This is a genomic window from Acinetobacter sp. AOR34_HL, assembly GCF_027854795.1.
Classification (GTDB): domain Bacteria; phylum Pseudomonadota; class Gammaproteobacteria; order Pseudomonadales; family Moraxellaceae; genus Acinetobacter; species Acinetobacter junii.
The window spans coordinates 52,492-72,866 of sequence record NZ_JAKTID010000022.1 but is presented as its reverse complement, the minus strand read 5'-3'; the positions used below and the strand labels follow the sequence as shown (position 1 = coordinate 72,866).

The following is a 20,375-nucleotide window of genomic DNA, read 5'->3' as shown; positions in this document are numbered from 1 at the left end:
GCAGTATATGAATCAAGAGTTACAGCCCTTATCTATTATTTATAATCAAAAGTCTGGATTTCATGCAGCTCAACAAGATGAAGTCTACGAGCGTTTGATGACATTTTGGACTCGATATGGTTTTGAGATTCAGGTATTTGAGCTAAATGCGAGAAATGATTTTGATGCGATGATGGAAACAGTATTACTAAGACATCAGCAATCAGAAAAAACTGGTGTTATTGTGGCTGCTGGGGGAGATGGTACTCTGAATGCTGTTGCAAAAAAATTAATGCACACTGATATTCCTATGGGAATTATTCCTTTAGGAACATTTAATTATGTTGCTCGTGTTTTAGAAATTCCAATTGATATTTTTAAAGCTGCCGAGGTGATTGCGACAGGTACTTATCGAGAAGTGCATATTGCAACTTTAAATGATCAGATCTATTTAAATAATGCAAGTTTAGGTTTATACCCATTGTTTATAAAAAAAAGAGAAACATTCAATCGACTTTTTGGTCGCTTCCCCTTACATGCTTATACATCCGCTTTAGATGTTTTATTGCGTGAGCATCAATCTTTGAAATTATCGATTAGTATTGATGAAAAAAAATATCCAGTTAAAACACCTTTGATTTTTTTTGGAAATAATCAATTGCAGCTCTGTGATATGAAATTAAGAATTGCAGAATGTGCTGCAAATGGAAAACTGGCTGGTGTTTTGGTGGCTAAAAATGATCGATTGAGTTTATTAAGAATGTTATTTCAGTTTGTTCAAGGAAAAATTGATCAAGCATCTGATGTTTATTCATTTTGCGCAGAACATATTCAGGTTGAATCTAAAAAGAAAAAATTAACGGTTGCACTCGATGGTGAAATTGTCGAGTTGGAAACTCCTTTAAATTTCGCAGTAAAAAAATCAGCATTAAAAGTGATGGTTCCCCATGTTATTACACCTGTCTGACTTACATTTTGGAACTGAGCGTGAAGTTTGTATTCAGGCAATTCGTGATTTTTGTGAATTACACCGCCCAGAAGCTGTGATTGTCAGTGGAGATTTGACGCAAAGAGCGAGATTGAAACAGTTTTTTGATTGTCGACAATTTCTCGATTCCTTAGATTTGCCTTATTTGGTTGTTCCAGGTAACCATGATATTCCCTTGTTTCACGTATGGAATCGCTTTTTTTCACCATTTGTTCGTTATCAGGCATTTTTTGGTCGATTAGAAACGACACTAGAAACATCGAATTTCTATATTGTTGGGGTGAATAGCATACGTCGCCGCTATCATACACGCGGTCATGTATCACTAGAACAAATACATGAAGTAGCTGAAAAGCTAAGAAATGCTCCGAATAATAAAACTAAGCTCGTTGTGTTTCATCAACCTTTTTATACATTTCCTCATGATCATGGGGATAAAGATTGTCCTGTACTGGCGAAGATAGCGCTTGAACAATGGGGTAAGACAGGACTTTGGGGACTGTTACATGGACATTTGCATAAAGTCGCTATCCATGATTTGAATCAGGTGTTTAATTTGGCATTTGATCATTCAATTTATGACATTCATGCTGGAACAGCTATTTCTAATCGATTGCGTTTTGGCTTGTCTAACAGTTTTAATATAATTTCAGCAAATGGCAAAATCGAACATTATTGGTTTGATGAAAATGAAAAAAAATTTTTAAAATCAAATAGTGTCGATTTATGAGTCAATCATTTTTTTGTTGGATTAAAAAATCATCAAAAAAGTATAAATTTTTTTATTTTTACCCTTGAAGCCTTTTTTTTTAACCCCACAAATGTGGCATATCAAATTTTTTGTTCATTGCTACTGATTAGCAATGCAAATTAATCAAAAAAGACTAAGTCTGATGGAGTTAACTATGAGCAACATTCGTCCGTTACATGATCGTGTTGTGATTCGTCGCGTAGAAGAAGAAACCAAGACTGCTGGTGGTATTTTACTTCCAGGTTCTGCTGCTGAAAAACCTTCTCAAGGTGAAGTGATCGCAGTAGGTAATGGTCAAATCACTGACAATGGTGTGCGTGCTTTGGATGTTAAAGTTGGAGACAAAGTATTATTCGGTACTTATGCAGGTACAACTGTAAAAGTAAACGGTGAAGAACTCTTGATTATGAAAGAGTCAGATATCTTAGCTGTGCTTGAAGGCTAATCGACACATAACTCACATTTATTATCAGATAAAGTATTTAAAGATTCGGAGTTTAACATGTCAGCTAAAGACGTAAAATTTGGTGATTCAGCTCGCTCAAAAATGATTGCAGGTGTAAACGTACTTGCAGATGCGGTTAAAGTCACTTTAGGTCCTAAAGGTCGTAACGTTGTAATCGATCGTTCTTTCGGTGCACCTCACATCACTAAAGATGGTGTAACTGTTGCTAAAGAAATTTCTTTAAAAGACAAGTTTGAAAACATGGGTGCTCAACTTGTTCGTGAAGTTTCTTCAAAAACAAATGACATCGCGGGTGATGGTACAACGACTGCAACTGTACTTGCTCAAGCAATCTTAAATGAAGGGATCAAATCAGTAACTGCTGGTATGAACCCAATGGACTTAAAACGCGGTATTGATATTGCAGTTAAAACTGTTGTTGAGAACATCCGTGCAAATGCAAAGCCTGCTGATGATTTCAAAGCAATTGAACAAGTCGGTTCGATCTCTGCAAACTCTGATACTACTGTTGGTAAGCTTATCGCCCAAGCGATGGAAAAAGTAGGTAAAGAAGGCGTTATCACTGTAGAAGAAGGTTCTGGCTTCGAAGATGCATTAGATGTTGTAGAAGGTATGCAGTTCGACCGTGGTTATATCTCTCCATACTTCGCAAACAAACAAGATACTTTAACTGCTGAACTTGAAAATCCATTCATTCTTCTTGTTGATAAAAAAATCAGCAACATCCGTGAATTGATTTCTGTTTTAGAAGCAGTTGCTAAAACTGGTAAACCTCTTCTTATCATCGCGGAAGATGTTGAAGGCGAAGCGCTTGCAACTCTTGTTGTCAACAACATGCGCGGTATTATCAAAGTATGTGCAGTTAAAGCACCTGGTTTTGGTGATCGTCGTAAAGCGATGCTTCAAGATATCGCAATCTTGACTGGCGCAACTGTAATCTCTGAAGAAGTAGGCATGTCTTTAGAACAAGCTTCTCTTCAAGATTTAGGTACTGCTCATAAAATCACAGTGTCTAAAGAAAACACAGTGATTGTTGATGGTGCCGGTAATGCTGAACAAATCGCTGAACGTGTTCAACAAATCCGTGCGCAGATCGAAGAGTCTACGTCTGAATATGACAAAGAAAAACTTCAAGAACGTGTTGCTAAATTAGCAGGCGGTGTTGCAGTGATTAAAATCGGTGCTGCAACTGAAGTTGAAATGAAAGAGAAGAAAGACCGCGTAGACGACGCACTTCACGCAACTCGTGCTGCAGTTGAAGAAGGTGTTGTTGCTGGTGGTGGTGTTGCTCTAGTACGTGCTGTTAATGTGTTAGAAGGTCTAAAAGGCGCTAACGAAGATCAAACAGCAGGTATTAATATTTTGCGTCGTGCAATCGAAGCTCCACTTCGTCAAATCGTTTCAAATGCTGGTGATGAACCATCAGTTGTAATTAACGCAGTGAAAGCAGGTGAAGGTAACTTTGGCTACAACGCTGCAACTGGTGAATACGGTGATATGTTAGAAATGGGTATCCTTGACCCAGCTAAAGTAACTCGTTCTGCATTAGAACATGCTGCTTCAGTTGCTGGTTTAATGTTGACTACAGAATGTATGATCACTGATATCCCAGAAGATAAACCAGCTGCTCCAGATATGGGCGGAATGGGTGGTATGGGCGGAATGATGTAATCACATTGTCGCTCATATTTAAAAAAATCCCTGCCTTGGCAGGGATTTTTTACGTTTGAAGTATAGAAAAATCACAATCAAAACGTTATTAATGATCTGACTTAAATAAATAACTTGATAAGTAAATTTTAAATAATTAAACGGTTTTAGGAGTAGAAAATGGTTCGGTTATCATTATTAATTCTTGGGTGTATGGCTTTAAGCTCGTAAGCCTACGCGGATACGATAAAAGATTCATTCCAAGGTGAGACTAAGGTTTTTTTGAATATTTATGGTTTTGCGGCGGACATAAATGGAATAATAGGTTATCAAGGGATTAACTATCAGTTAGATCAACCTTTTAAAGATACCCTAGAGGCGCTTGATCAAGCTTTGATTGGACATCTGGAAGTAACCAAAGGGAAGTGGGGGATTTATACTGATATTCAATATGTAAAGACTGAAGAAGAAAAGCAAGTTTATAATTACCCAATTGCATTATCGACCACTGTAAACTTAAGTAATGCAGGAATTTATTATCGTGCATTTGAACAATTTTCTGATGGTACAGGCTGGATCATTGAACCCACTCTAGGTGTGAATTATACAGATCTAGAGGGAACCTTAGATGCTTTGGGCAAAGGTGTTGCTGTTGAAAAACACTGGTTTGAATATTTTGGTGGGGCGCGGATACGTTACAACTCTACTTCTCCGTGGAATTTAGCAGCGCAATACACTCACGGTACCGAACAAACACAAATCGCTCAGGCTTATTTGGGATACCGTAAAGCTGTATTTTCAACCCCAGTAAATTTTAGAGTGGGTTATCGATACGTATCACAAGACTATTCTGATGGTAACTTTAAATGGGATACCGTACAAAAAGGTCCTGTCGTTGGTCTAGGATTCGGATTTTAATTTAGAATCAAATGACTATGTATATTGAAAAAAATAAGAAATGCAAAAGCATTTCTTATTTACAAATCACTTTAAAAGGATAATCATCCATGTTGAAAAAATGATTCCAAGAGATACAAATTGAGCAGCACTGCCCATATCTTTGGCATTTTTTGAGAGCTGATGTATCTCCAACGATATGCGATCAACCACAGCTTCAATTGCAGAATTAAATAACTCTACAATAATAGCAAGTAAGCAAACAGCGACCATCAATGCTTGTTCAAGGGCAGAAACATGAACAAAAAAGCTAGTTGGAATTAAAACAAGATTGAGTAATAAAATTTGTCTAAAAGCGGCTTCATGGCTGAATGCGGCTTTAAACCCAGCGAGAGAATAACCCGTTGCATTCAAAATACGCTTGATACCATTTTTGCCTTTGTAGGGAGAGTAAGGCGTCATAACAGAACTTTAAGAGATAAAATATGTCGCCATTATAAAAGTAAAACTGCTTCTGAGGATTGGCAATAAGTCGCATGATCTCTGCAAAGTTGTAATGTTTCTCGCCATTTTATTGGAAACGTTGAGATTTAATTTGTCAATTTGACTGATGCTAAGGATAATAAGCCTAGTTCAACAGATGGAATATCCTGCATGAAAATTATCGCAGATGAAAATTTGGCTTTTACCGATTATTTCTTTGCGGAATTTGCAGAAATACAGCATCGAGCGGGGCGAACGTTGACTCATGCAGATGTCCAAAATGCTGATGCTTTATTGGTTAGATCGGTTACTAAAGTTAATCATGCCCTAATTGATCAGACTACAATTCAGTTTGTCGGTAGTGCAACGATTGGAACAGATCATCTCGATATTCAAGCGCTAGAACAACAAAACATCACGTGGACGAATGCAGCGGGTTGTAATGCTCAAGCGGTCGCAGAATATGTTATCACTGCGTTGCTGCACCTAGACATCGAATTATTAGAAAGAAATCATGAATTTACATTAGCGATTGTTGGCTTAGGTAATGTTGGTCGTCGACTTGCAAAAATGGCCCAATTATTAGGTTGGACAGTGATTGGTTATGATCCTTTTGTACAGCTAGATGGTATTGAAAATGTATCGTTTGATGCGTTACTAGCACGTGCTGATGCCATATCCATTCATGTACCGTTAACGTCAACTGGTGATCATCCAACACAACATTTATTTAATGAAGCAACGTTTGCTCAAATGAAAGAATCCGCGATACTGATTAATAGCGCGCGTGGTCCAGTGATTCAAGAAGCAGCTTTAATGACAGATATCCAAAGGAACAATCGAAAAGTTGTATTAGATGTATTTGAGTTTGAACCTGAAATTTCGCAACAGTTACTAGATATGTTGGCTTTAGCAACACCGCATATTGCGGGTTATAGTCTTGAAGGTAAGGCTCGTGGTACACAGATGATTTATGAGGCATTTTGTCATAAATTTGATTATCCAATATCTAAACAGTTCGAAACCCAATTACCGCATGTTGAGCAATTCTTTGAACAACAAGATTTGAAAGAAGTACTAAAGCAGCATCTTAGCCAAATTTATAATATTGCTGAAGATGATCAAAAATTAAGAGCTTGTGTCATGGATGGAAAAGTTGAACAAAAAGCGTTTGATTTGCTCCGAAAGAATTATCCATTACGCCGTGAATGGGCAGCACACGGTGGACCAAAAGCATGAGCCAGACTATGAAATCTTATCAACCGACTTGTTCGCTTGAGGCAATAAAAGCCCGTGCAGAGATGTACAATAAAATTCGTCAGTTTTTTGCTGAACGAAATGTTTTAGAAGTTGAAACCCCAGTTTTGTCTCAAGCAGGGGTCACAGATGTGCATTTGGCGTCAGTACAAGTACAGCGTCATATTCATGGAAAATTAAATACTCAATATTTACAGACTTCGCCTGAGTTCCCGATGAAGCGATTGTTGGCGAGTGGTAGTGGCCCAATCTTTCAAATTTGTAAAGTCTTTCGTGATGATGAGCATGGACGTAAACACAATAGCGAATTCACCATGTTGGAATGGTATCGACCTGCTATGGATTTGAAAGCCTTAATGCATGAGACAGCGGATCTATTGGAAACCTGTTTAGCACATCGTTTTGGTGAAATTCGTCCTATTATTTTGAGCTATAAGCATGCTTTTCAAGATCGTTTAGAGATCAACCCATTACAAGCCAGCTTAAAACAACTTAAGGACACCGCACATCGTGTCGGTCTGAATCTTGATTTGGGTGATGATCGTTTGGCTTACATGGACTTATTATTTTCTCATTTTGTAGAGCCAAGTTTGGGCTTTGACAAACCTGTATTTTTGACAGATTTTCCACCTGAGATGGCATCATTAGCAAAAGTAAAACAAGATGAAGATGGGGAATGGGTTGCAGCTCGTTTTGAGGTCTATATTGAAGGCTTAGAGCTTGCTAATGCCTATGACGAACTTCTGGATGCAGAAGTATTAGCAGCACGATTTGAAGCCGATAATCAAGAACGTGCTTTACAAGGTTTACCCGTGATACCTACTGATCAATATCTATTATCTGCTTTACCTCATATGCCTGAATGCTCCGGTATTGCATTGGGTATTGATCGTTTACTTATGGTTGTAATGAATAAGATGAAAATTGATCAAGTGATCGCTTTTCCTGCTGAAATTGCCTAGAGCTGTTATAGAAATTGCATTAATAATTGGATCAACTCACTTTGACGGTGAGTTTGGGTCTTTTTAAAGATGGACTGTAAATGCTTTTTGACAGTATCTGATTGAATATCTTGTGACATAGCAATTTCTTTGACCGTTTTTCCATCTAGGAGTTGTTCACAGATTCTGTGTTCTACAGGTGTAAACATAAATAGTTTTGCGCAAATTTCTTTCTGATATTGGGGTCTATGTTTTAAGCCTGAGAATGTTACTAACAAAACTGGTCGCAAACCAAAAATCTTATGCGCTTTTTCAGGAGAGAGTAAATCTAGGCTCAGGAAAAGTTGGTGATCCAACATCATAATTTTTGTTCGCTCGGCATAACTTAGATCTGGATTATTTTTATAATTTCGCTCCAATTCGATTAGATTTTGGTCGAAAATAGTTTGATTCTCACCAGTAAAAACAAAGCGTCGCTGTTTTATTTGAATTTGAGGATTTATTTCAAATAATTGTTGTGCCTCCGCATTAAGTTCTAAAATATCACCGTTAAAATTAATGATCGCAATAGCTTGCTTCATCTTTTGAATAAGTTGGGAGCCTAAAAGGGTCATTGTGGAATATTCAAAATGATGTCGATATTGCTGAATTTTTTGCTGCAAGATCGGCAAAATTTCATAAACAGGCTTCAACTCAGAACAGCTTAAGGCACCACGATCATAACTGGTTAGAAATGAAAGAATGACACATACCTTATGATCAAAAATAACTTGGATGGCAGAACAGAATCTTAGATCAAGTGGTTTTAATACTTGTTGATAAACTTGTGTTTGGGTGATCTCATCTTCTTGGAAATGCTCTTTGCAATGCATCCAACCATTCATCGGTGCAGATAACATTTTTTTTAAACGAGGATCATCGTCAATTTCAAGACGAATTTGCTTGAGTGCTGCTTGTTCAAGTTGATGCGAGTCAAGGTTGACACCGTGATGAATACTAAATGAAAGTGCTTGAACTTCAAGATCAACTGCTAAAAGTTGAGATGCTTGGACATCAAAATGATGATTGAGATGCTCTAAAAAAATAACCCAGTCATCCGCATTCTGAACTTGATTCAGGATTTCTTTAACTGCACAACGTTGAATTAGATCCATTGAAGAAATCCCATCAAAATGAAGAGAATAGATTTCCTTATATTTTATATGGCATTTTAATAAATGAAATCGCTAGAAGTAAAAAAGTGTGAAGTTTTAGGCAATTATTCGATGAAATGTGTGTTTGAATTAGTAATGATTTTCATTTGATTGCAGGAGGAGGAAATTGTCTAAACCCAACAAGTGAGTTTAGACAAAATTAAACTTAGCAGCGACCTTTTTTAGCCTGTCCAGGAGGACAGAAATCTCCATGGCCACCACCATAGGTACGATCTGGATCAACGACGCTACCATGAGGTGTATGTACAGCACACGCTGATAAACCTAAACAGAACAATGCACTTAGGCACAATAATGCTTTCTTCATAACTTCATCCCAAAGTTTTGTTTATTCATTTTAGACTTTAATGTGCAATTCATTTTTCTACTAGATGAATGACGCATTTTTTTATTCAATTTCTGTATCTTGGCATACATTGTCAATAATCCCTTTTGTTATTTACAAAAGGGATTGAGTGTGAATATTTTAGTTTAGAAGGGGAGTTTTGTGAGTTGGCTAAGAAAATGTGGCAGAACTTTAGGTTCGAGGATAACGGTAACAATGACACCGTATGCTGCTCCCCATAAGTGAGCACTATGGTTTATATTGGTATTTCCACGTTTACCAGACCAAATACTGTAAGCCACATATAAAATAGCGAAAATAATCGCAGGAACAGGAATAAAGAATACGAAAATTAAATTCCACGGTTGAAATAAAATATATGCAAATAAAACGGCTGAGACTGCTCCAGAAGCACCCAGACTCGCCCAACGGACATCATTCTTATGTTTTAAATAACTTGGCAAGATAGCAAAAATTAATCCACCCAAATAAAACAGTACAAAGCCCATATCGTAGAAGAATTCACGATAAAAGCTTTCAATAATATTACCGAAGAAAAATAGGGTAATCATGTTGAACAGTAAATGTGTTCCATCTGCATGTACAAAGCCATGGGTAATAAAACGGTCAAATTGCCCGCGTTGCATCGCAGGTGGCCAAAAAATCAAACGATTCATCACGGTTTGATTGCTAAATGCTAATAAAGAAATCGCAACGGTAATAATGATCAGAGTCACAGTGTGACCAAAGGGTAGATGTAGCATAAATGAATTAAATTGATCAGTGTCTAAGCAATAATGCCATTAAAAAGTTAATAAACAATCATCTTGCATATAATTCCTACAAAAATGGTTGATTTTTTTTTATTACCCTCCATCTTCGGTTAATATAACGACATCAGCTTGAGGATTATTGTTATGTCGACTGAGAACACCAACACTGCTGTCGCAGAAGAAATTCCAAACCTTTTGATTACTCCCTCTGCACAAGAGTATTTACGTGATCTATTAGCAAAACAAAATACTCCAGGAATTGGCGTTCGAGTTTTTGTAGAGCATCCAGGAACACCACGTGCTGAGTGTTGTATGGCTTATAGCGCGCCTGAAGAAGTGGTACCAACGGACTATAAACAGGATTATCCAGACTTTCCTGCATATGTAGATGCACCATCGATTCCTTATTTAGTTGATGCAGTCATTGATTACAATAAAGATCGTTTTGGTGGTCAGCTGACTTTCCGTGCACCTAACTCGAAAGTTCCACGTGTAGGGCCTGATGCATCAATCGAAGAGCGTATTACTTATGTATTACAATCTGAAATTAATCCAGGTTTAGAAGGTCATGGCGGTAATTGTAGCCTTGTGGAAGTACAAAATGATCCAGAACATGGTTTAACAGCCGTATTGAAGTTTGGCGGTGGTTGCCAAGGTTGTTCAGCGATTGATGTGACTTTGAAACAAGGTGTTGAAACCACTTTAAAACAGCATGTTCCAGAATTACAGCGTGTTGTAGATCAAACAGATCACACTCAATCAGAAGGTGCATATTTCAAGTAATTTGAAGGATTGCATTCATGAATAAAAGAGAGCCTATATGAGGCTCTTTTTTAATTTTTGAACCTTTGCTTTGTTTTTAATATTGTTTCATAACAATAAAATCATGTGTGTTAATGAGTATATAAATAATAATAATTATCATTTGTATTGAGTTTTATTTGTTTTTTGTTAGAATTCACATAAATTTTTAAGCAAATCTTAAGATTTGTGTCGTTTAGGTGAAAACTATGTCGAATAAAATAACCCGTAAATCTTTACTCACACTTTCAGTGATGAGCGGAATGTTTTCCATTGCATATGCAGCAGAAACCAAAACACAAGAGCTTAATCAATTAGAGACCATCGTGGTGACAGCGAGTGGTTTTGAGCAAGATATAAAGAAAGCAGCAGCCTCGATCTCAGTACTTTCACAAGAAGAAATTAATAAAAAAGCTTATCGAGATGTCACAGATGCACTGAAAGATATTCCAGGTGTTGTCGTGACGGGGGGAGGAAGTTCTAGCGATATTAGTATACGGGGTATGGGAAGTGCCTATACCGTGATTATGGTCGATGGTAAAAAAGTGAATACCCGCTCTGTGAGACCAAATAGTGATAATTCTGGGATCGAGCAAGGTTGGTTACCCAATATTGGCGCGATTGAACGAATTGAGGTGATTCGCGGTCCAATGTCAGGTTTATATGGCTCGGATGCGATGGGCGGTGTAATTAATATTATTACTAAAAAAAATACAGCTCAATGGACAGGTTCTATTAAGCTAGATACAACACTACAAGAAAATTCAAAATCAGGTCATCTTTATCAAACCAATGCATATATCGCTGGTCCTTTAATTGCAAATCTGTTGTCGTTCAAAGCAAATGGCTTATATTCTCAGCGAGATGAAGACGAGATTTATGGAGGTTACAAGGAGCAGAAAATTCGAGCGGGTGGAGCAGCCTTGAGTCTGACCCCGAATGATCAGCATACGATTGATTTGGACTATCAGCGTTCAATTCAAAATCGTAATGGAACCGTTGGAAAAAGTATCTCTCCTGTACAAACAGGTCGAAATCCTCCAGTAGATTCACTTACAGATTATTATCGAACAGAATACAGCTTAACTCATCGAGGTCAGCTTGGTCCCGTTGAAACACATTCATATATTCAGCGTGAAGAAAATGAAAATCCTTCACGCAATATGGAAGCCATCAATACTACTTTTAATACGATTAACAAGATTAACTTTGATCGTCATAGTTTGAGTTTTGGTGGAATGTATTTAAAAGAAGAATTAGATGATCAAGGCAATCAACTTAGTGTGGGAGGGGCAAAACCTGTCTCAAGTTTAGATCGTTACAGTTGGGCACTGTTTGCTGAAAATGCATGGAATGTTATAGATGATTTCACTCTGACTACATCATTACGTTTAGATGAAGATGAGAAGTTTGGTGATCATTGGAGTCCAAAAATCTATGGCGTTTGGGGTTTAAATGATCATTGGGTGATTAAAGGAGGCGTGTCTACAGGATATAAAACGCCTGCACTTCGTGCGACGGTAGCAGAGTGGGGGCAAGCAACAGGTGGTGGTCAAAGTAAGGGCGTAATTGTTGGTAATCCAGACCTAAAACCTGAAAAAAGTGTTAACTATGAGGTGTCTTTCAACTGGGATAATTTAGATCATCTCACTGCTGGACTTACTATTTTTAATAGTGATTTCAAAGATAAAATTACAGAAGTTAGAACCTGTCAGGGTGAAAATGTTGGTGCCTTAGAGTGTGATTGGTTAGGTGAAAAATTCGACTTTGTCAGCTTACGTGAGAACGTGGATAAAGCCAATATGCGTGGTGCTGAACTGACGTTTGGATGGCAGGCGTTGCCTAATGTGAATGTATCAGCGAATTACACCTTTACAGATACAGAACAGAAGAGTGGTATTAATAAAGGTAAGCCTTTAAATGAAATGCCAAAGCATATGTTCAACACAACAGCGGATTGGGAAGTATCGGATCAGTTTTCTAGTTGGGCAAGAGTTAATTATCGCAGTAAAACATCTGACTATTTAAGTCGAACAGCGATGGCGAAAGGTAAGCCTGCTTATGCCATGGTAGATGTTGGTGTCAATTATAAACCTACACAAAACGTCGCAATTGCCGCAGGGGTATATAATTTGCTAGATAAGGAAATAGATACAGAAACTTATAGTTATGTGTTGGATGGTCGACGTTATAATTTAGGACTTACGTATAGTTTCTAACTTTAAATGATAAAAAAACAAGGCGCTTAGGCGCCTTGCTCGTGATTGAGAATATTCATCACTTGGTCAGAATAATAAAATTTATCTAAATGAATACGTGCGCGTTGTCTTAAATAACCAGTATCAATCAAACGCTTTAACACTGGCGTTAATAAAATACTTAATTCATTTTGAATCAAACTCTCATTAATATTGAGATCTCGAAGGAGTTGATCAAACGTACGCTCCTGATTGCGTGCATACCATGCGTAAACACCATCATGTACTTGTTGTTTCATATAGGGTGTCTGACGAAGATGATCCCAGATCTCATGTCCCATACCAACAGTTTGCGTTAGATCTTGAACTTCAACATAATTTTTTAACACGGAAACGGGCATAACTTTAATTTTGTGCCAAATATTAGCTTGGAAATGATATAGCTTTTCATCATTAAAATGCTGATTGAGCACGCGCTCACTCATTTGGCTAATTTTAAGAATATTCTTCTGTAAATAATGGCCGACTGTGTCATTTAGATTAGAGTCCGTAACAGTCTCTAATACAGATTTCCCCATTTTCATGAAATGACCAACGCCTGGGACACGTTTAGACATCACTGAATTATCCAAATAATCTTGAATAGAGTGTTGAATAAGTTGAGTAATAAGAGCAGAAAATGCAGGATTATTAACAATCGTTTTAATTAAGCGTTGGCGATGTCCACTTTTACTTGCAACGTATTGAGCAATCGTATCGATCGTTAAAACAGGAATAATTTCTTCGATGGTTGTTTCATCATTTAAAGGATGAATAAGTGCAAATCGAATGTGCTCGGCAATTTGTTCAACTAAAAATGAACTAGCAGGTGTATTTAAGATCTGTTTTTCAATTAAGGTATAAATTTGTTCAAAAGACCAAATATGTTGTAGTTGTTGTAAACGTATCCAATGATAGAACTGCGAGAACTCTTGTTGAATTGTTTCTGATTGCGAAAACTGTTGATCTAAAAAGTCCAGTTGAGCATCAATCAGTTGTTCTATCATTGGGTGTTTAAGCATAAAGACTCTAAATAAATGATTAAGGAGTAGGTGCAGTCACCGACTTTTGGGCTTGGGTTTTACTCAAGAACGGTAGATATTGTTGAACGACGAGCTGATCTGCTTCTAAGATCGGCATATGACCGACATTATCCAAGATGACAGGTGCTTGAGCGTTTTTCAAAAGTGATTTTAACTCAGGTGCGACTTCAACATTGATAATTTTATCTTGCTTGCCCCATAAAATCAGTGTTGGTGCATCAATTGATTTAGCAAGTAAGGCAAATGAGTCTGGTGTAAACAATTTATTGAGTGCAATGATTTGGTCAACCATTTTCTGAGTTTGTTCTATTTGTCCAATCATCATCTTTTCTTGTGCTTGGGCAATTTCTTTAGGAATAAACGGCGGGTTATGCATTGCTTGCTGCATTAAGAAATTAAAGTCGCCTTTTTTACTGACGATCATACTTCTGATTTGGTTTGGATCTTTCAAGTAAGGTGTATTTCCAGCTTTGTAGACACCAGCCGCATCAACTAAAAATAAACTCTTGGTTTCAAATGGATATTGACCCGCATAAAGCATCGCAATAGAGCCACCTAGAGAGTGTCCTGCAATATGAGCAGGTCCTGTTAAGTTTGCAGCCTCAATAAAACGGCGTAATTTTTCTGTGACATTAGGTACAGAATAATCAAATTCTTTCGGAACTTGGGTTTCGCCACTGGCAGGTAAATCTGGAATGATCACATGATAGTTGCCTGTTAATGCATTCGCGACACGATTCCAGTTATCACGACTACCAGCCAAGCCATGAATAAGTACAACAATCGGTTTACCGACTTGACCACCTTCACTATAAGACCATGTAATGTCACCAACTTTAAGCGTTTTACTTTGTAACCCAGCCCAAGCACGTTCCTGTTGTAATACATTTTGGAAACTCATTTCGATTTCAGCGGCTTGAGTCATCGTTGTTGTCATGGTTGCAGCAAGACTGCAACTGAAGGCGATAGCCGTCAGTGTTTTTCGGATTGGTGTGGAAAAGCTTCTATTCATCATGATTTTTCTGTCCTTGATTTATTTTTAAACCTTTTGATTATTGTTGAAGTTTCAAACATAGTCATTTGCATATTCAACAGATGTCTGTAAATTATTGCCAATGAAATGATTATTTTTTCCTTATTTTTCTTGATAGATCGATCACCAAATGTTTGAGAGTTTTTATTTTTGTCAGTGACAATCTATCGTCCTCACATTAAACTATTTTTTCATGTCAATCATAGATGGATTTAAGCATGCTCACCGCTCATGAAGCTCTAGAACGTTTAAAAGCTGGTAATGCTCGTTTTGTGAAAGGGGAAGCCGCCCTACAAAAGCAACTCACTCACCAAGAACGTGCTGAAATGGCAAGTGAACAAAACCCTTTTGCTATTGTTTTAGGATGTTCCGATTCTCGAGTGCCAGCGGAGATGGTTTTTGATCAAGGCTTAGGTGATTTATTCGTTATTCGTGTAGCAGGAAATATTGTTGCACCTTCTCAAGTAGGTAGCGTTGAATTTGCTGCTGAACGTTATGATTGTGCTGTTGTTGTGGTATTAGGTCATAGTCACTGTGGCGCAATTCAAGCAACGATCGATACTTTAAAGCATCCTGATCAAGCACCTTCTTCGAACTTAATGTCGATCGTAAACCGTGTACGCCCATCTGTTGAAATCTTAATGCAAACAGAATTGAAAGATGATTTGAAAAAGTTATCGGCACATGCTGTACGCTCTAATGTATTTGCTTCAGTAAATCAGTTGCGTCATGGTTCCGCTGTACTTGAAAGCTTAATCGAGAAAGGCAAAATGATCGTGGTTGGAGCTGAATACTCACTAGAGACAGGTGAAGTGACTTTTTTTGATTTCTAAATAAAGTTATAGATTGTTAAATTATAAAAGGTGCCTACAAGGCACCTTTTATATATGGATAAGCTAAATTTAACATGATCGGTTGCGCCTTAGCATTTGGATGAATTTGATCTTTTTGAATAAGATTTTTATTACCCGCTACACCCTCCAAAAAGAAAGGTAAAAGCTTAACTTTGTATTGCTGACTTACAACTTTATAATTTTTTTCAAACGCTGTGCTATACGCCGTTCCATAATTTGGTGGTATCTTCATACCAAACAGTAAAACTGTTGCCTTTTGTCTTTGACTGAGTTGTACCAACTGAGCAAGATTACGTTGGATCATTTGAGGGGGTTGTCCTCGAAGTCCATCATTACCACCTAGCTCAATCACCACAATTTCAGGCTTATAGGTTTGTAATAGCTTAGGCATTCTTGCAAGTGCACCGCTTGTTGTTTCACCGCTTACACTTGCATTGACCACTTTGTGTTTTTTCGGATACTGTTGGTCAAGCCGTTGTTGTAATAAGTTAACCCAGCCTTGTTTGACATCTATTCCATAGCCTGCACTCAGACTATCTCCCACAATCAATATGGTCTTAGCTGAAACGATTGTCGGGAATACACATATTGCAAGCGCTCCCAGTGTTTTAGAAACGAACAAGATAACTTTAGATATTTGCATAGCACTTAAAATTTGTTCTAAAGGATACGTGACATCATGCCACAACCGATTATTTCTGCTCGAAAAGTTACACAAACCATTCAAATTAATCAGCAAAATTTAACGATTTTAAAAGAAATTGATTTGGAAATTTATCAGGGTGAGCAGATTGCAATTACGGGACGTTCAGGTTCAGGAAAGTCAACATTGTTGGGGATTTTAGCGACTTTGGATCGTCCTAGTAGTGGTGAATTGACGGTTTGTGGTCAAGATGTACATCAGCTAACAGAGGAGCAGCGAGCACAAGTTCGTTTAGAAAATATTGGGTTTGTATTTCAGTCATTTCAACTTCTTCCACAGTTGAGTGCTTTAGAAAATGTCATGCTGCCGATGCGTTTACAGCCAGACTTCCAATTTAAAGATGCTGAGAAAAAAGCGTTGGCATGGTTAGAGCGTGTTGGTTTGATTCGACAGGCTCATCAAACACCCAAAGTTTTATCTGGTGGTGAGCAACAGCGTGTCGCTATTGCACGTGCCTTGATTGCTGAACCTAAATTAATTTTTGCAGATGAACCCACAGGTAATTTAGATGGGCAAACTGCAGAAGAGATTGAACAATTACTTTTTGATTTAAACAAAGAGTTGGGAACAACATTGGTTGTAGTCACGCATGATCAAAACTTAGCTGAACTTTGTCAACGTCATGTCAAACTCATCGATGGTCAGATTCAGGAGATTGTTCGATCAGGAGGGGCAATATGAGTTCTATTTTAAAGCCCTTACTGATACAAAGTTTTCGAACGGGTGGTTTGTATTTACTGATTATTGCACTTTCATTGGCGATCAGTGCGACAACGGCTTTGAAATTTAGCAACACTCAAGTACAAAATGCTGTGACCTTACAAGCAGCTGAAATGCTTGGAGCTGATCTGGTGTTGTCGGATAGTCATCCGATTCAATCCAGTTGGGTGGAGCAAGCGGATAAGTTGAACTTGAAGCATTCTCCAGTCACTGTATTTGGTTCTATGGCACATACCCAAGATCAATTTGTCATGGTTAATGTCAAAGCGGTCAATGATCAATTTCCTCTACGAGGCAAGTTAGAAATTGAACCCCAAGCCAAATCAATACAACCAAATCAAGTCTGGTTAAGCCCACGGGCAGTTGATTTACTCAAAGTTAAATTAGGTGAACAAGTTGCAATTGCAGATGGAACATTTACTTTCACAGGCGTGATCGAACATGATTCAAATCAAGAGTTAGGTTTCTCTGGATTTTCACCAACAGTTATTATTCATCAGGCGGATATTGCGAAGACAAATGCCATACAAGTAGGGAGTCGGATTGAATATCGTTTATTGATGGCGGGTCAGCTAGAACTAGTAAATGCATTCAAAACGATTTATAAGCAGCAAACGCATCAAGAGGATGAAACCTCTCCGAATGCAAATTCATCTGTAGAAAATTCGGAGCAAACTTCACTTCGATTGCGTGATGCTAGTCAGTCCAATACACGATTAATGAAACCAATCGAGAATTTGGATACATTCCTACAGCTCGCCAATTTACTTACTATTTTGCTTTGTGGGATTGCGATTGCTCTAACTAGTCAACGTTATGTACAACAAAACCAAGATCATATTGCTTTGATGCGGTGTTTGGGTTCAAGTAAGAAACAGATATTGATTGCTTATTTAGGCTTGTTAGCCTTGGTAAGTGCTATTTCCATCGTATTAGGAAGCCTGATTGGCATCGCATTAGGCTATGGATTATTGCAATTGATGTTGCAGCTCATTCCGCAACTACAAGTTAGTTTTGCTGTATTTGATATCCTGATGGCATTACCGATAGCTATTTTCACCAGTGTAATGGTTTTGATTGGTTTTATACTGCCGAGTATTTGGGAGTTATTAAATACGCCGCCAATACGGGTAATTCGTCAACAAGAACGTTCACGCAAATCCTATATAGCCATGTTTGCTATTGGCACGATCAGTTTAATGATTTTTAGTTTAGTTCTTAGTGATAATTTACAACTAAGCCTAATGGTTCTCGCTGCCATTCTTGTGCTATGTGGAATCTTATATGCTGGTATTTGGTTGCTTCTCAAATTGATCAAACAATTAAAGCACCCATTATCTGCCTATGTTCGGATACCGCATCAAACTGCATTGCAAATTACGGCACTTGCACTGGGATTAAGTTTAATTACGGTACTTAGTGTATTGAGAACAGACTTACTTGAGCGCTGGCAACAACAACTTCCTGAGGGAACACCTAATCAATTTGTGTATGGTCTGCCTCCATTTGACATGCCTTTGTTGAAACAATCGTTGGAACAGAATCATTGGAGTTCAACGCCGTTGTATCCAAATATTCGAGGTCGATTGATTTCAAAAAATGGTGAAGCTTTCTCTCCAGAATTGATCAAAGAAAATAACTCATTACGTCGTGAATTAAATCTTACGCAGTCCTCTGTGTACCCTAAAGATAATGTGATTATTCAAGGACGTTCAACATTTACTCAAACTGGGCAAGTTTCTGTTGAAGAAAAATTGGCGAGTGAACTTGGAATCAAAATTGGCGATCAACTGAGCTTTAGTCTGCCTGAAGGAAGCTTGAATGCAACCGTGATTAATTTACGCTCCGTAGAATGGGAAAGTTTTAGCCCCAATTTCTTTTTCATTTTTTCACCTAAAACGATGGATGAAAATGCTGGAAGTTATTTAGGTAGTTTTTATGTTCCGCCAACTGATCAGGCAAAAATGGTTGAGTTGATTCAGCAATTTTCAAATACTGTTTTTATTGATGTTGGACGTGTTCTAGATGAAGTGAAACGTTTGATGACTGTGTTGGTTCAGATCGTGACAGTACTTGCAATGTTGGTTGGTTTGTCAGGCATTTTAGTCTTGATTGCGTGCTTAAATGTATTGATGGATGAACGTCGTCGAGAAGTGGCACTGTTAAGATCATTTGGGATCGCTAAGAATCGATTAAAACGCATGTTGAGTTTAGAAATCGGTTTTATTGGATTAGTCTCAGGTGTTGTGGCATGTCTTTTTGCTGAGGTGATCAGTGCTATCGCTAGCTACAAAATGCAAATGTCTATTCAATGGCATCCAGAAATCTGGATTATTCTTCCTTTGACTATGATGGTGGTATGTACATTGATAGGTCGTTATCGCTTAAGCTATCTCTGTGATATACCACCTTTGCAAAGTTTAAGAGAAATTAATCAGTCTTAAAAACTGATCTGATTTTGGCGCAGAATCTCAGTCCATAAAGGAGTGAGTTTTGTGCTGAGTCGGGTGCAATACCAATAAAAGATGCTTAAAGTCGAGACTGCAACAAGCAGTGCTATAAATTGGAATACACCAGTTCGTTGTGTTTTTTGAGACAGATACCATAAGCCCGCTAACAAACCACCCATCAACATGCCACCGATATGTGCGGCATTGTTGATGCCAGATACGGTGAAACCAAACACAAGGTTGATTGCCATAATCATGAGTAATGATTTTTTATCTAGAATAAAACGTTGATTTGCGAGTTGGGGCAATAATGAGATTATGGTCAATGCTGCACCGAGTCCCATAACCGCACCTGATGCGCCTGCGCTAATACGCGGCAATAATGCAGCATCAAAGTTTTGTAGCAATTCATATGCATCTCGAATCGAGAGATAACTCGATAATACACTTCCCATTAAACCAGCAAGAAAATACATACCTATATAATAGGAACGACCAAATAGTTGTTCAGCTACACTGCCAAAAATATAAAGCGCCCACATATTTAGCATCAGATGGATGAGTCCAAAATGGAAAAACATGCTAGTGAATAGGCGCTCAGGCTGAGATAAGAATGTAAGTGGCGTAAAATCTGCACCCCAAGCAATTGCATCAAGAGGGGAAGGGTCGGTAATATTCACACCTGAAAGAATTTGCCAACCAAATAAACTGACATTGACGGCAATAAGTAATGCGGTAAACCACCATGTATGGATTCTCAACTTTTGATTGATTTGTGGTGGTGTCATGTCAGTCATATGTGTTTAAGCT

The 20,375-nt window shown here is 37.9% G+C and carries 20 protein-coding genes; 12 read left to right on the top strand and 8 right to left on the bottom strand.

Going from position 1 to position 20,375, the window contains the following annotated elements; genetic code table 11:
* Positions 1-7 precede the first annotated feature (7 nt).
* The 5 genes from MKL32_RS02795 (at position 8) to MKL32_RS02775 (ending at position 4,752) form a co-directional block, all read left to right on the top strand.
* Positions 8-946 carry a diacylglycerol/lipid kinase family protein gene (locus MKL32_RS02795; protein ID WP_004963368.1) on the top strand — a complete coding sequence of 313 codons (939 nt, stop codon included), beginning with the start codon at positions 8-10 and terminating at the stop codon, positions 944-946.
* Entirely contained in the window at positions 927-1,697 is a 771-nt protein-coding gene (locus MKL32_RS02790) for a metallophosphoesterase family protein (protein WP_270900143.1), read from the top strand. Before MKL32_RS02795 ends, MKL32_RS02790 begins: the two co-directional genes overlap by 20 nt.
* Positions 1,698-1,872: 175 nt before the next feature.
* The gene (locus MKL32_RS02785; RefSeq protein WP_000065579.1) at positions 1,873-2,163 is read left to right on the top strand and encodes a co-chaperone GroES; all 291 of its coding nucleotides are present in this window, start codon (positions 1,873-1,875) and stop codon (positions 2,161-2,163) included.
* A 57-nt stretch (positions 2,164-2,220) separates the two neighbouring features.
* Positions 2,221-3,855: a chaperonin GroEL gene (gene groL, locus MKL32_RS02780; RefSeq protein WP_004956155.1), complete on the top strand. Its 1,635-nt coding sequence runs from the start codon at positions 2,221-2,223 to the stop codon at positions 3,853-3,855.
* Positions 3,856-4,080: 225 nt separating this feature from the next.
* Positions 4,081-4,752, top strand: coding sequence for a hypothetical protein (locus tag MKL32_RS02775; protein ID WP_233739054.1), 672 nt, complete (start codon positions 4,081-4,083; stop codon positions 4,750-4,752).
* Positions 4,753-4,818: 66 nt separating this feature from the next.
* Here MKL32_RS02775 and MKL32_RS02770 read toward each other — a convergent pair whose 3' ends face one another.
* Positions 4,819-5,193 carry a diacylglycerol kinase gene (locus MKL32_RS02770; protein WP_125318064.1) on the bottom strand — a complete coding sequence of 125 codons (375 nt, stop codon included), beginning with the start codon at positions 5,191-5,193 and terminating at the stop codon, positions 4,819-4,821.
* Between the two features lie 192 nt (positions 5,194-5,385).
* Between MKL32_RS02770 and MKL32_RS02765 the strand changes: the two genes are divergently transcribed.
* Together MKL32_RS02765 and epmA are read left to right on the top strand one after the other, a co-directional pair.
* Complete coding sequence (locus tag MKL32_RS02765) at positions 5,386-6,453, top strand: 4-phosphoerythronate dehydrogenase (RefSeq protein WP_270900142.1); 1,068 nt, start codon at positions 5,386-5,388, stop codon at positions 6,451-6,453.
* The gene (epmA, locus tag MKL32_RS02760) at positions 6,450-7,433 is read left to right on the top strand and encodes an EF-P lysine aminoacylase EpmA (protein WP_270900141.1); all 984 of its coding nucleotides are present in this window, start codon (positions 6,450-6,452) and stop codon (positions 7,431-7,433) included. Before MKL32_RS02765 ends, epmA begins: the two co-directional genes overlap by 4 nt.
* A 5-nt stretch (positions 7,434-7,438) precedes the next feature.
* Here epmA and MKL32_RS02755 read toward each other — a convergent pair whose 3' ends face one another.
* The 3 genes from MKL32_RS02755 to MKL32_RS02745 all read right to left on the bottom strand — a co-directional run bounded on the left by MKL32_RS02755 (position 7,439) and on the right by MKL32_RS02745 (position 9,715).
* A complete protein-coding gene (locus MKL32_RS02755; RefSeq protein WP_270900140.1) occupies positions 7,439-8,566 on the bottom strand; it encodes a helix-turn-helix transcriptional regulator in 1,128 nt (375 codons plus the stop codon).
* A 205-nt stretch (positions 8,567-8,771) separates the two neighbouring features.
* Positions 8,772-8,933 carry a hypothetical protein gene (locus MKL32_RS02750; RefSeq protein ID WP_270900139.1) on the bottom strand — a complete coding sequence of 54 codons (162 nt, stop codon included), beginning with the start codon at positions 8,931-8,933 and terminating at the stop codon, positions 8,772-8,774.
* A 164-nt stretch (positions 8,934-9,097) separates the two neighbouring features.
* Positions 9,098-9,715 carry a rhomboid family intramembrane serine protease gene (locus tag MKL32_RS02745; protein ID WP_004912671.1) on the bottom strand — a complete coding sequence of 206 codons (618 nt, stop codon included), beginning with the start codon at positions 9,713-9,715 and terminating at the stop codon, positions 9,098-9,100.
* A gap of 153 nt (positions 9,716-9,868) precedes the next feature.
* On the opposite strand from MKL32_RS02745, the gene nfuA reads away from it, so the two are divergent.
* Positions 9,869-10,507, top strand: coding sequence for a Fe-S biogenesis protein NfuA (gene nfuA / locus MKL32_RS02740; protein ID WP_004956172.1), 639 nt, complete (start codon positions 9,869-9,871; stop codon positions 10,505-10,507).
* Positions 10,508-10,734: 227 nt separating this feature from the next.
* Positions 10,735-12,744 (top strand): ligand-gated channel protein, encoded by a 2,010-nt coding sequence (locus MKL32_RS02735; protein WP_270900138.1) that lies wholly within the window; start codon positions 10,735-10,737, stop codon positions 12,742-12,744.
* Between the two features lie 26 nt (positions 12,745-12,770).
* Here the strand turns inward: MKL32_RS02735 and MKL32_RS02730 are convergent, their stop codons facing one another.
* Together MKL32_RS02730 and MKL32_RS02725 are read right to left on the bottom strand one after the other, a co-directional pair.
* A complete protein-coding gene (locus MKL32_RS02730; RefSeq protein ID WP_270900137.1) occupies positions 12,771-13,784 on the bottom strand; it encodes a hypothetical protein in 1,014 nt (337 codons plus the stop codon).
* Between the two features lie 19 nt (positions 13,785-13,803).
* Complete coding sequence (locus tag MKL32_RS02725) at positions 13,804-14,820, bottom strand: alpha/beta fold hydrolase (RefSeq protein WP_039047393.1); 1,017 nt, start codon at positions 14,818-14,820, stop codon at positions 13,804-13,806.
* Between the two features lie 236 nt (positions 14,821-15,056).
* On the opposite strand from MKL32_RS02725, the gene MKL32_RS02720 reads away from it, so the two are divergent.
* Positions 15,057-15,671: a carbonic anhydrase gene (locus MKL32_RS02720; RefSeq protein WP_004912657.1), complete on the top strand. Its 615-nt coding sequence runs from the start codon at positions 15,057-15,059 to the stop codon at positions 15,669-15,671.
* Positions 15,672-15,705: 34 nt separating this feature from the next.
* On the opposite strand, the gene MKL32_RS02715 is transcribed toward MKL32_RS02720, so the two are convergent.
* A complete protein-coding gene (locus tag MKL32_RS02715) occupies positions 15,706-16,329 on the bottom strand; it encodes an arylesterase (RefSeq protein ID WP_171065609.1) in 624 nt (207 codons plus the stop codon).
* 42 nt (positions 16,330-16,371) lie between these two features.
* On the opposite strand from MKL32_RS02715, the gene MKL32_RS02710 reads away from it, so the two are divergent.
* Positions 16,372-17,076 (top strand): ABC transporter ATP-binding protein, encoded by a 705-nt coding sequence (locus tag MKL32_RS02710; RefSeq protein WP_039047392.1) that lies wholly within the window; start codon positions 16,372-16,374, stop codon positions 17,074-17,076.
* On the top strand, positions 17,073-19,559 hold the full coding sequence (locus MKL32_RS02705) for an ABC transporter permease (protein ID WP_270900136.1): 2,487 nt from the start codon (positions 17,073-17,075) through the stop codon (positions 19,557-19,559). Before MKL32_RS02710 ends, MKL32_RS02705 begins: the two co-directional genes overlap by 4 nt.
* On the opposite strand, the gene MKL32_RS02700 is transcribed toward MKL32_RS02705, so the two are convergent.
* On the bottom strand, positions 19,556-20,362 hold the full coding sequence (locus MKL32_RS02700; RefSeq protein ID WP_005402245.1) for a rhomboid family intramembrane serine protease: 807 nt from the start codon (positions 20,360-20,362) through the stop codon (positions 19,556-19,558). The two genes, MKL32_RS02705 and MKL32_RS02700, sit on opposite strands and share 4 nt — an antisense overlap.
* Between the last annotated feature and the right edge of the window lie 13 nt (positions 20,363-20,375).

Coding starts and splice junctions, on each gene's coding strand:
- MKL32_RS02705 (WP_270900136.1), top strand. CDS start 17,073: ATGAGTTCTATTTTAAAGCCCTTACTGATACAAAGTTTTCGAACGGGT.
- MKL32_RS02745 (WP_004912671.1), bottom strand. CDS start 9,715: ATGCTACATCTACCCTTTGGTCACACTGTGACTCTGATCATTATTACC.
- MKL32_RS02790 (WP_270900143.1), top strand. CDS start 927: ATGTTATTACACCTGTCTGACTTACATTTTGGAACTGAGCGTGAAGTT.
- MKL32_RS02720 (WP_004912657.1), top strand. CDS start 15,057: ATGCTCACCGCTCATGAAGCTCTAGAACGTTTAAAAGCTGGTAATGCT.
- MKL32_RS02750 (WP_270900139.1), bottom strand. CDS start 8,933: ATGAAGAAAGCATTATTGTGCCTAAGTGCATTGTTCTGTTTAGGTTTA.
- MKL32_RS02730 (WP_270900137.1), bottom strand. CDS start 13,784: ATGCTTAAACACCCAATGATAGAACAACTGATTGATGCTCAACTGGAC.
- MKL32_RS02785 (WP_000065579.1), top strand. CDS start 1,873: ATGAGCAACATTCGTCCGTTACATGATCGTGTTGTGATTCGTCGCGTA.
- MKL32_RS02725 (WP_039047393.1), bottom strand. CDS start 14,820: ATGATGAATAGAAGCTTTTCCACACCAATCCGAAAAACACTGACGGCT.
- MKL32_RS02770 (WP_125318064.1), bottom strand. CDS start 5,193: ATGACGCCTTACTCTCCCTACAAAGGCAAAAATGGTATCAAGCGTATT.
- MKL32_RS02700 (WP_005402245.1), bottom strand. CDS start 20,362: ATGACTGACATGACACCACCACAAATCAATCAAAAGTTGAGAATCCAT.
- groL (WP_004956155.1), top strand. CDS start 2,221: ATGTCAGCTAAAGACGTAAAATTTGGTGATTCAGCTCGCTCAAAAATG.
- MKL32_RS02755 (WP_270900140.1), bottom strand. CDS start 8,566: ATGGATCTAATTCAACGTTGTGCAGTTAAAGAAATCCTGAATCAAGTT.
- MKL32_RS02765 (WP_270900142.1), top strand. CDS start 5,386: ATGAAAATTATCGCAGATGAAAATTTGGCTTTTACCGATTATTTCTTT.
- MKL32_RS02735 (WP_270900138.1), top strand. CDS start 10,735: ATGTCGAATAAAATAACCCGTAAATCTTTACTCACACTTTCAGTGATG.
- epmA (WP_270900141.1), top strand. CDS start 6,450: ATGAGCCAGACTATGAAATCTTATCAACCGACTTGTTCGCTTGAGGCA.
- MKL32_RS02710 (WP_039047392.1), top strand. CDS start 16,372: ATGCCACAACCGATTATTTCTGCTCGAAAAGTTACACAAACCATTCAA.
- MKL32_RS02795 (WP_004963368.1), top strand. CDS start 8: ATGAATCAAGAGTTACAGCCCTTATCTATTATTTATAATCAAAAGTCT.
- nfuA (WP_004956172.1), top strand. CDS start 9,869: ATGTCGACTGAGAACACCAACACTGCTGTCGCAGAAGAAATTCCAAAC.